Below are 9527 nucleotides of genomic sequence, written 5' to 3'. Positions count from 1 at the left end.
ATAACCTGAAGGTCGCAGGTTCAAATCCTGCCCCCGCAACCAAAATCAGAAAACTAGGCAGAACTCACCACCGGCGTCGCTGGCGCGAAAGCTGCGCTTCCGCTGGCGAGGTAGCTCCTCGTCCTCACGGACCATACCCTCAAGGTCGCAGCTTAAAATCCTGCCCCCGCAACCAAATCATACAACCAGCAAACACCTGCAGCCACCGTCGCTGGCGCGAAAGCTGCGCTTCCGCTGGCGAGGTAGCTCATCCTCCTCACGGACCATAACCTCAAGGTCGCAGCTTCAAATCCTGCCCCCGCAACCAACAATCAATGCAATCCCAATAAGCCCCCTCGTGGGGCTTTTTGCGTTTCCAAGCCCCGGAAACCGCAGATCCGCCAGGTTCGCGCCGCGAGTTCAGGATGCTCCAGGGGCGGCGGGGCGGCGGGCACCGTTCGGCCGGCACGACAAGCCGACGATGCGCCGTCGGACGTGTCGATGATGAAGGCGACCGGAACGAAGCCCTGCCAGGTGACCCCCTACAGACAATCGCCCACCCCCGGGGCCTGACCGGCGTCCGAGCCCGAACCGGGGCTCACGCAACCGAGCCGTTCAATCCGCAGCCGCATGCGCCGGGACTTGCCGCTCACGCATTCAGAAACTGCTCGGCGACCGACTGGATGCCCGCGGCGTCCAGCTTGTAATGCGCATACAGATGCGTCGGCGGTGCGATCAGGCTGTATTCGTCGTAGATTCCATGCCGCTTCAGCTTCACGCCGGCGCCTTCTTCGGTGAGCACCTCGGCGACCGCGGAGCCGAGGCCGCCAAGCACATTGTGCTCCTCGATCGTCATCATCCGCTTGCTCAGGGCCGCCGCCGCCAGGATCGCGTCCCTGTCGATCGGCTTGATGGACGCCATGTCGATCACGCCTACCGAGCGCCCGGCCGCGTTCATGGCCCTTGCCGCTTCCAGCGCGCCATGCACGGCCATTCCACAGGCGATGAGCGTCAACTCCTCGCCCACCGAGTGGACACAGGCCTTGCCGAATTCGAAGGCCACGCCGGACGCATAGACCGGGATGTCCCTCCCGCGCCCGATCCGGAAATAGATCGGCCGGTCGTGGGTGGCCGAGGCGCGAATGGCCGCCTCGAGTTGGGCGCCGTCCGCCGGCGAGACGACCGTGAGGTCGGCGATCGAGCGCATGATGGCGATGTCCTCGGTGGCGTGATGCGACGTGCCGTAGAAGCCCAGGGAAATTCCGGTGTGATGCCCGATCATCCGGACCGGCTGCGCGCAGTAGGCGATGTCCATGCGAACCTGTTCGCACGCGAGCAGCGCGAGGAAGGACGCGAAGGTTGCTATGAACGGGATCACGCCGCAGCTGGCGATGCCGGCCGCCGCGCTGACCATGTTCTGCTCGGAAATGCCGAATCCCACATAGCGGTCGGGATAGGCCTCGGCGAAACGATTCAGACCGTTCGAATATTGCAGGTCCGCCGAGCCGGCCATCACATTGTGGCCCGCCTTGACCAGGTGGATAAGACCATTGGAGAGGTGATCAAGGCCGGGATTGTTCGCGTTCAGGTCGCGGTAATTCCAGGAATTGGGAGAGAGGGGCGCTGACATGACTAGATTTCCTTCCCGTTGATTTCCGCGATTGCGGCAGTTGCGTCCTGCGGATCCAGATATCCGAGATGCCAGCCTGGATTCGTTTCCATGTAAGAAACGCCTTTTCCCTTGAGCGTTCGCGCAATGATGCAGCAGGGCGTCCGGCGCTCCAAATCGGCCCGCACCCTGCGGAGAAGTTCGGTGACGGCGACGAGATCATGCCCGTCGACCTCGTGCACCTCCCAGCCGAATGCCCGCCACTTGTCCGCGAGCGGCTCGATGGTCATGACGTCGTCCACGCGCCCGTCGAGCTGATACCCATTGCGATCGATGATGGCGATCAGGTTGCAAAGCTTGTGGTGTTTGGCGGCCAATGCCGCCTCCCAGACCTGCCCTTCCTGCATTTCGCCGTCGCCCATCATGCAGAAGACCCGATAGTCCTCGCCGGTCCATCGTTGCGCGAGCGCCATTCCCAACCCGTTGGACAGGGCGTGCCCGATCGACCCGGAAGAAAAGTCCACTCCCGGAACCTTGCGCATGTCCGGATGGTCTCCGAGCGGGCTCCCGAGCCGCGTGTAGTCGTCCAGCCATTCCTTCGGGAAGAAGCCGAGATCCGCGAAGACCGGATAAAGTCCGATCGCGGCGTGCCCCTTGCCGATGGTGAACCGATCGCGGCCCGGCCATCGGGGATCTCCCGGGCGCAGCTTCATGACGTCGTAATAGAGGGCCGCAAACACTTCCGCCGCGGAGAAGACCGAACTGTAGTGTCCGGTCTTGGCGATCTCGGTCAACCTGATCGTCTCGAGCCGGATGAAGCGCGCGCGCTCCCTGAGCCTTGCGACAATCTCATCAGAAGGAAAACACCCGTTGTCCTTGGGATCGATGGTTCGATTCATGTGGGCCTCGATGGTTGGAGGAAAGAGGGAAATCCGCCGTGCGGTCGCCGTGGTTGGAGTGCCTGCCGACGGTCCGGGCGCGCCGGAGGACGGGGGCGTGCGCCTCGCGCGCGCTCGCAGTCGGCTCCCGGCCCGCCATGCTCCACCGGGAGGGTAACGCCCAGGCGTCCGGCCAAGCCCGTCTCGGCAAAGATGCAAGGGTAGTCCCTCTCCATCCGGGGGGAGAGCCGGTCGGCCGAAAATGCGGCTGCCGGGGTCCGGATCATGCGCTCGTCTTCCACCCGCTGATCCATCATACGGAACGGGTCCGGCCACGACATGGCTTGCTTCTGACTTGCTAATATGCGCAACTTGCGCGCTAACCATCTCCGGTTCGGCGCAAACAAGAAGCAAAAGACGTTTGATTCAAGCGCTCGATATATTATATGCCAGATCAATCCGGATAAAGAGGCCCGACGAACATGTCCGCCCGCCAACCTGACTTCACAGGCGTGTCTCCCATCGCCGCCCGCGACAGCCTGACCGAGGTTGTCTACGGCAATCTGCGCCTTGCTCTCATGGAAGGACGGTTCTTCCCGGGACACCGGTTCAAGATCCGTGAACTCGCGGCCGCGCTCAATGTATCGGAGACGCCGGTCCGCGAGGCGCTCATGCAGCTCGTGCGAGGGCGAGCGCTGGAACTGCAGGCGGGGCGCTCCATCATCGTCGCGCACATGACCGCGAAGCAATATATCGAACTGCGGACGGTCCGGCTCTTTCTTGAGGGCCTTGCCGCCGAACACGCGACGACGAAGATCTCGGAAACCGCGATCGACAAGCTCGCCGACCTGCATCAAGAGCTGGTCCTCGCCGAAACCGAAGGGCGCTGGTCGGACGCCGTCCGCGCCAACTGGCAATTCCACCACACTCTCTACGAAGGCTCCGGGCTGCCGGAGGTTCTCGCCATCCTGGACGACATCTGGATGCGGAACGGCCCGCTTCTGAACCTTCATTACCCAGATGCCCCGCCCACCTATCCAGGCGTCCATCAGCATCTCAGGGTGATCGAGTTTTTGCGCCAGCGTCGGGCCGACAAGGTCCGGGAGGCAATCCAGGCCGACATGATCGAAGGCGGCCAGAACCTGATCCGCGTCCTTGAGAAATATGGCGGGACGCAGAACGCGCCGGTCGCAACGTAAGACAGCCTCAGCAGGCATTCCCTTGCTCCCCGAACACGAATTCGGTCACGAGCGACATCTGTTCGTCCAGCATCGCGCCGCCCCCGATCGTGGTCGCGCCCCGTCGCCCGGCCTCGGCCAGCAGCTTCGTCACGGGTGGATTGGCTATGATGTCGTAGACGACGATGCCCTTGCCCACGCGCGACACGTCGACGGGAAGCGCGTCCTCCGGCTTCAGCCCCAGCGAAGTGGCGTTCACCACAAGATCGAAATCCTCCGCCGCGCCCAGGCCCGCTTGCGCATCGACATCGGGGTTGGCGGCACGCAGATCCATCGCCAGTTGCTCGGCCTTCCGGATGTCGCGGTTGTGGATGATGATCCGGCGGGCGCCATCCTGCGACAGCGCGAAAGCGGTCGCACGCCCCGCGCCGCCGGCGCCGATCTGCAGAACGCGCTTCCCGCGCGCGCTCAGGCCCTTCGCATGGAGAGCGCCGATGAACCCCGCGGCGTCCAGATTGTCGCCGACCAGCGTTCCGTCCGGCATGCGCTTGACGAAATTCACGGCCCCGATCGTCCGTGCGCGGTCGGTCACGCGATCCAGAAGAGGAACGATCGCCACCTTGTGCGGAATCGTGCAGCCAAATCCGGACAGGTTTTGCGTATGACGGATGGCGGCGACCGCTGTCTCGAGGTCGGCCGGCGCCACGTGAAGCGGCGCGCACACCGCGTCGATGGCATGGGCGCGGAAATGCGCGTTGAGGAACGCGGAGCCCCTGACATGCTGCACCGGATCCGCGAGGATAAACATGATCCGGGTGCGCCCCGTCACGTCGCTCATCTCAGCGCGCTCCGGGCTGCGGGAGGCGAGCCTTGCCGTAGCCGGCATACTGCATCTTCACCCGCTGCATCTCTTCATCCCGGATGATTTCCGGCGTCCCCGCCTGGCAGGCGAGTATGTACTGGCGGGCAAGGGTTTCCATCTTCACGGCGAGACTGAAGGCCGCTGCGAGATCCTGGCCCACCACGATCATTCCATGATTGGCCAGAAGACAGCCCTTGCGGTCCGACAGGGCGGCAATGGCGCTTTCGGCCAGCTCAGGCGTGCCGAACGTGGCATAGGAGGCGCAGGGAATATCGTTTCCGCCGAAGCCGGCGATCATGTAATGGAAGGCGGGTATCGGCTTGCCCAGGCACGACAGAGCCACGCAACAATCGGCATGGGTGTGGATCAGCGCGTTGACCTCGGGCCTGGCTCGCATGATCGACAGATGCATGTGCCACTCGCTGGAGGGGATGCCGTCACCGACCTGCGATCCGTCGCGCCGCAGACGAACCATGCGCTCCGCGGTCAGATTGGCCGAGTGTGCGCCGGTGGGGGTTATCAGAATGTCCTCGCCCAGGCGAACGCTGACATTTCCGCTGCTGCCGTGATTGTAGCCTTTCTCCTCCAGGCGCCTCACGGTTTCCAGGAGCGCCTGCCGCAGTTCCCGCTCGTGTCTGTCGTCACTCATCCTGTGATCCACTTCCAAGCTGCATCGACGCGAGAGACGTCTCGAAAAGGTCGACAGGGCCAAGTTTTCCCGATTTCAGACACACCGCGATCGGGTCGTCGGTGCCGAACGTCGCGTGGCCTACCCCCGGCCCTCCATAGGGTCCGACCGTAAGGCGCCTGACCTTCAGGCTTTCAATCACCGACCCCGACGTCTCGCCTCCCGCCACGACAAAGCGGCGCACGCCGATGTCGCGCAGCCGCGCCGCGAGCGTCCCCATGACCTGTTCGGCGAGCGCGGCAGCGCCTTCGCGGCCATGCCGGGCCTGCGCCGCCTTGACCGTCTCCGGTGCGGCCGAAGTGGCGATCGCTGCGCTGCCGCTTTGGAGAAGAGGCTGCACCCATGTGAACGCTTGATCGATCAGCGCTTCAGCGCTGACGGGCGCCGTCAGGTCCAGCCACAAGACCGGATGCGACCGTTCGAAGTGCTTCAACTGTTCGAGGGTGCGCTCAGCGCAACTTCCCGACAGCACCACGCCATAGCCGCCGACGGCGGGCAGCGGGCGATGGCGCGGCTCCGTGGAAATGTAGCCCCGCTCCCGCCAGACCTCGGGGTAGAACCGCACGATGGTCGCATTGCCGGTCATCAGCTTCCAGTCGACCGTGAGTTCGGCAAGAGCGTGCAGGTCGGCATTCTCGATGGTGTCGGCGATGAAATAGCGCAATCCCTGGCGCTCGAGGCCATCGACGGCAGCCCGCAGGGCATCGCCGCCGCGCGCTATAGCCGCCCGCTCCAACAGTCCCACCTTGTGCCGGGTCTGCCGTTGAAGCACCGCAATCAGATCAGGGTCGGTCATCGGCGTGAGGGGGTCGAACCTCTTCGGTGAGTTCGAAACCAGGTCGCGACCGACGAAGAGATGGCCGTTGTAGACGGTTCGCCCGAGATCCGGCGAGGCAGGGCAGAACGCGGTGTAGGGTGCCCCTGTCAACTGCATCAGCGCGTCCGAGACCGGCCCGATGTTCCCCTTGTCGGTCGAATCGAACGTCGCGCAGTACTTGAAGAAGATCGTCCGCGCCCCCCGTTTCAGGAGGCGATCGGCCGCGGCCTCCATCTTTGCCACCGCCTCGTCCGCGGGCGTGACCCTGGTCTTCTGCGCGACGACGACGGCCTCGACATCGTCAAGATCGTCGACTGCTTCGGCTTCCGTCACCAAAGCGCAATCGATGCCGGCCGCCACGAGCATGGCTGCCATTTCCAGGCCGCCCGTCAGGTCGTCGGCAACGGCGGCAAACACGAGACTCATCCGGAGCGGCTCCTCAAAAGCGGTGGGTCAATGGGGTTCGGGCGGCTCCGTCACGGCCTTCCGCGACAATCTCGGACGCCGGACCGTGCCCCAGGCGAGCTGCGTTGAGTTGAATGGCGCATTCGTGGTCGCTGGCCCTGCGCGTGCGGTGTGGGCCGCCCTTGCATGAAAGAGGAGGGCGCGCTCGATGATCCAGACGTCCTCCCATCGCTCTCGCTGAGACCGGATCGGCAGAAGAAAGGCAGCCGAGAAGGAATGCCCCAAGAGCACCGTCGCGAAGATCGGCAATCCTCCCGCCGGCTTCAGGCAGGCGTCGACTCCCGTGAAGGCGGCGCAGGCGATCCCCGCCTGTGCGTATGATGCCCTCACGGGCATCGATCCGGGGAAACGAGCAGCGCGCCGCACTCGCTTGCGGACGGGGCATGGCTATCGACGTCCTGCGAGCGCCGCGAAAGCGCCTTCGGTGCCGTCCAGGGCCCGATCGATCACCTCGTCGGTGTGCGCAAGGGAGAGGAACATGTTGTGCCGGTGGTGGAGATAGACGCCGCGCTTCAACGCCTCCAGGCAGAAGATCTCCCCGATTGCGGCATCGGGATCGTCTTCAAACAGCATGACCGGCATGGCGGGTGGCCCCGATATGTTGAGCTGAAAACCATGGCGCTGCGCCTGTTCCCGGAGTCCATTCGCAAAACGCGTGCCTGCGCGCTTGAGAAAACGTGGCGCCTCCAGGCGCTTCAGTTCGTTCAGCGTCGCGATCGATGCCGCCATCGCGGCGCCGCCGTACCAGAACGACCCGGTCACGAAAATCCGGGCCGCGGCTTCACGAAACCTGTCATTGCCGGCCACCGCGGAAAGGGCGTGACCGTTCGCAATCGCCTTCGAATAGGCTGACAGGTCAGGCCTGACGCCCGTCAATTCCCAACTGCCGCCGAGGTCGAGGCGGAATCCCGCCCGGACATCGTCGACGATCAAGGCTGCGCCCGCCTGGTCGCAAAGGGCGCGCGCGGCCTTCGCGAATTCAGGCTCCGGCAATTCCTGGGTTCGTCCGATATCGTGCTTGAATCCGGAGACGATGACGGCGGCGAGATCGTCTCCGGCCTGTGCCGCAGCGGCCTCCAGGCTGCGCGTATCGTTGAACGTGAAGTGGATGATGTGCGCGCGATCCTCGCTGGTTACTCCGACCAGGGACGGCGAGCACCAGGGGACGGCGCCATGATAGGCGTCCTTGGCGACCAGGACCTTTCTGCGTCCTGTGAAGGCGCGCGCGATCGTCACGCACGATGTCATCGCGTCGCTGCCATTCTTCTGAAAGAGCGCCCACGACGCATGCGGGATCATCCCGACCAGGGTCTCGGCCAAGACGACGGCGTTTTCAGTCGGGCCGTCGAAGCATTCGCCCAGCTCGAGCTGCCTGCGAACCGCCTCTTCTACCCCGGGATGGCGATGGCCGAGGATGATCGGTCCCCAACTGCACATGAAGTCGATGTAGTCCCGGCCATCGACGTCGCGCACCGTGGCGCCGTTCCCGCTCATGAAAAACTGCGGAAACCCTGCCGGAACCGCAGCCGCTCGCTGGTGGCCCCACATACCGCCCGGGATGACGACCTGAGATCTCTCCCGCAGCGCCTGGTCGATTGAGGCGCGCGACGGTGAAGGCGCAGCATGCATGTAAAACCCTCTCATGTTGGATTTCGCTATCTGATATTTGATATATCGCTAGCGAAGCCCTTGCAGCCCGTCAACCCCTCTGGAACGCTTGGCCCAACAAAATAAAGGCACTCCCTTCCTCATAAGAGTGTGATCGAGCACGGCGTTTTACGATTATGTGCAGAAATCGATGGACCGACGGAAATCGGCCCTTGCTCTATTTGATATATCATGTAACGTGACGGCGAGTTTTCTGGGCCGCCGCCGCTGCGGGCCTTCTTCGAGAAAGGAACGAGCATGCTTGCAATGGGAGAGGTCGGCGGGCCACACATCAAAGCAGGCGGCGCGCCGGTGGAAATCCGGGGGCTCAGCAAGCAGTTCGGATCCGTCCGTGCCGTCGATTCCGTGTCGATCAACGTCGCAGCCGGCGAGTTCATTGCCCTTTTGGGCCCATCGGGGTCGGGAAAGTCGACTGTCCTGATGAGCATCGCCGGCTTCGAGCTGCCGAATTCCGGCCAGATCCTGATCGGAGGGAGGGATTGTACCCGGTTGCCGCCGCACAAGCGCAATATCGGCATGGTTTTCCAGCATTACACGCTCTTCCCCCACCTTTCCGTCCTCGACAACGTGGCCTTCCCGCTGAAGATGCGCGGTATCGCCAAGGACGAGCGCCGGCGCCGCGCGGCGAGGGCTCTGGAAGTCGTGCGCCTGGGCGGATACGGCGAGCGTATGCCCAAGCAGCTTTCCGGCGGACAGCAGCAGCGCGTGGCCCTGGCCCGGGCGATTGTCTACGAGCCGCAGCTCCTGCTCATGGATGAGCCCTTGTCCGCGCTCGACAAGAATCTGCGCGAAGAGATGCAGTTGGAGATCAAGCGCCTCCATTCCGAGCTCGGCATCACCATAATCTTCGTCACGCACGACCAGAGCGAAGCCCTTACCATGGCCGACCGTGTGGCGATCCTGCAGTCCGGGCGGGTGGCGCAGATTTCGGGTGCGCGCGACCTTTACGAGCGGCCCACCAGCTTGTTTGCCGCCGGTTTCATCGGCGAGATGAACATGATCGAGGCGAGTTGGAACGGCACGGAAGTGACGTTCGCGAAGAACTTCAGCATGGCGCTGCCGTCATCCGCCGTCATCGACGACGTCGCGGCAGGCCCTGTCATGCTCACCGTTCGTCCCGAGCGCGTGGAGGTGATGCCGGAGGGCACTCCGGGCACGGCGTCCGCCCGTGTCGATGATGTCGTCTACGCGGGAGCGGGTACGCTGGTCATAGCGTCGATGGCGTGCGGCGGCACGATCCGTGCGCGCAAGGGGAGCGCCGATCTTTCAGCGATCAGAGAAGGCGATCGGGTCGGCATCAGGTTCCCGGCGGACGCCGTTCTCATCTATCCGAGACAGGCGTGATGCAGAAGATCTCAGCCTCATCCGCCCCAGACCTGGCAG

8 protein-coding genes are annotated in these 9527 nt (G+C 63.9%); 2 read left to right on the top strand and 6 right to left on the bottom strand.

Features of this window, described 5'->3' with window-relative positions:
- Positions 1 to 628: 628 nt before the first annotated feature.
- Together LL06_RS12830 and LL06_RS12825 are read right to left on the bottom strand one after the other, a co-directional pair.
- Positions 629 to 1609 (bottom strand): transketolase C-terminal domain-containing protein, encoded by a 981-nt coding sequence (locus LL06_RS12830; protein ID WP_035527221.1) that lies wholly within the window; start codon positions 1607 to 1609, stop codon positions 629 to 631.
- A 2-nt stretch (positions 1610 to 1611) separates the two neighbouring features.
- A complete protein-coding gene (locus tag LL06_RS12825) occupies positions 1612 to 2487 on the bottom strand; it encodes a transketolase (RefSeq protein ID WP_052161520.1) in 876 nt (291 codons plus the stop codon).
- A 461-nt stretch (positions 2488 to 2948) separates the two neighbouring features.
- Between LL06_RS12825 and LL06_RS12820 the strand changes: the two genes are divergently transcribed.
- Positions 2949 to 3665 (top strand): GntR family transcriptional regulator, encoded by a 717-nt coding sequence (locus tag LL06_RS12820; RefSeq protein ID WP_035527220.1) that lies wholly within the window; start codon positions 2949 to 2951, stop codon positions 3663 to 3665.
- Positions 3666 to 3672: 7 nt separating this feature from the next.
- On the opposite strand, the gene LL06_RS12815 is transcribed toward LL06_RS12820, so the two are convergent.
- From LL06_RS12815 to LL06_RS12795, 4 genes are all read right to left on the bottom strand, one after another.
- Positions 3673 to 4482 (bottom strand): shikimate dehydrogenase, encoded by an 810-nt coding sequence (locus LL06_RS12815; protein ID WP_035527217.1) that lies wholly within the window; start codon positions 4480 to 4482, stop codon positions 3673 to 3675.
- A gap of 1 nt (position 4483) precedes the next feature.
- Positions 4484 to 5155 carry a class II aldolase/adducin family protein gene (locus tag LL06_RS12810; protein ID WP_035527215.1) on the bottom strand — a complete coding sequence of 224 codons (672 nt, stop codon included), beginning with the start codon at positions 5153 to 5155 and terminating at the stop codon, positions 4484 to 4486.
- The gene (gene otnK, locus LL06_RS12805; protein WP_035527213.1) at positions 5148 to 6437 is read right to left on the bottom strand and encodes a 3-oxo-tetronate kinase; all 1290 of its coding nucleotides are present in this window, start codon (positions 6435 to 6437) and stop codon (positions 5148 to 5150) included. Before otnK ends, LL06_RS12810 begins: the two co-directional genes overlap by 8 nt.
- A 426-nt stretch (positions 6438 to 6863) precedes the next feature.
- Positions 6864 to 8105, bottom strand: coding sequence for an aspartate aminotransferase family protein (locus tag LL06_RS12795; protein WP_035527208.1), 1242 nt, complete (start codon positions 8103 to 8105; stop codon positions 6864 to 6866).
- 276 nt (positions 8106 to 8381) lie between these two features.
- Between LL06_RS12795 and LL06_RS12790 the strand changes: the two genes are divergently transcribed.
- Complete coding sequence (locus tag LL06_RS12790) at positions 8382 to 9488, top strand: ABC transporter ATP-binding protein (RefSeq protein ID WP_244447123.1); 1107 nt, start codon at positions 8382 to 8384, stop codon at positions 9486 to 9488.
- Positions 9489 to 9527: the final 39 nt, after the last annotated feature.

The organism is Hoeflea sp. BAL378, assembly GCF_000759435.1.
In the GTDB taxonomy this organism is placed as follows: domain Bacteria; phylum Pseudomonadota; class Alphaproteobacteria; order Rhizobiales; family Rhizobiaceae; genus Hoeflea.
This window is presented reverse-complemented; position numbering and strand designations above follow the sequence as displayed.

Excerpts from the sequence above, each read along its gene's own strand:
- LL06_RS12820 (WP_035527220.1), top strand. The coding sequence starts at position 2,949 with ATGTCCGCCCGCCAACCTGACTTCACAGGCGTGTCTCCCATCGCCGCC.
- LL06_RS12815 (WP_035527217.1), bottom strand. The coding sequence starts at position 4,482 with ATGAGCGACGTGACGGGGCGCACCCGGATCATGTTTATCCTCGCGGAT.
- LL06_RS12830 (WP_035527221.1), bottom strand. The coding sequence starts at position 1,609 with ATGTCAGCGCCCCTCTCTCCCAATTCCTGGAATTACCGCGACCTGAAC.
- LL06_RS12795 (WP_035527208.1), bottom strand. The coding sequence starts at position 8,105 with ATGCATGCTGCGCCTTCACCGTCGCGCGCCTCAATCGACCAGGCGCTG.
- otnK (WP_035527213.1), bottom strand. The coding sequence starts at position 6,437 with ATGAGTCTCGTGTTTGCCGCCGTTGCCGACGACCTGACGGGCGGCCTG.
- LL06_RS12825 (WP_052161520.1), bottom strand. The coding sequence starts at position 2,487 with ATGAATCGAACCATCGATCCCAAGGACAACGGGTGTTTTCCTTCTGAT.
- LL06_RS12790 (WP_244447123.1), top strand. The coding sequence starts at position 8,382 with ATGCTTGCAATGGGAGAGGTCGGCGGGCCACACATCAAAGCAGGCGGC.
- LL06_RS12810 (WP_035527215.1), bottom strand. The coding sequence starts at position 5,155 with ATGAGTGACGACAGACACGAGCGGGAACTGCGGCAGGCGCTCCTGGAA.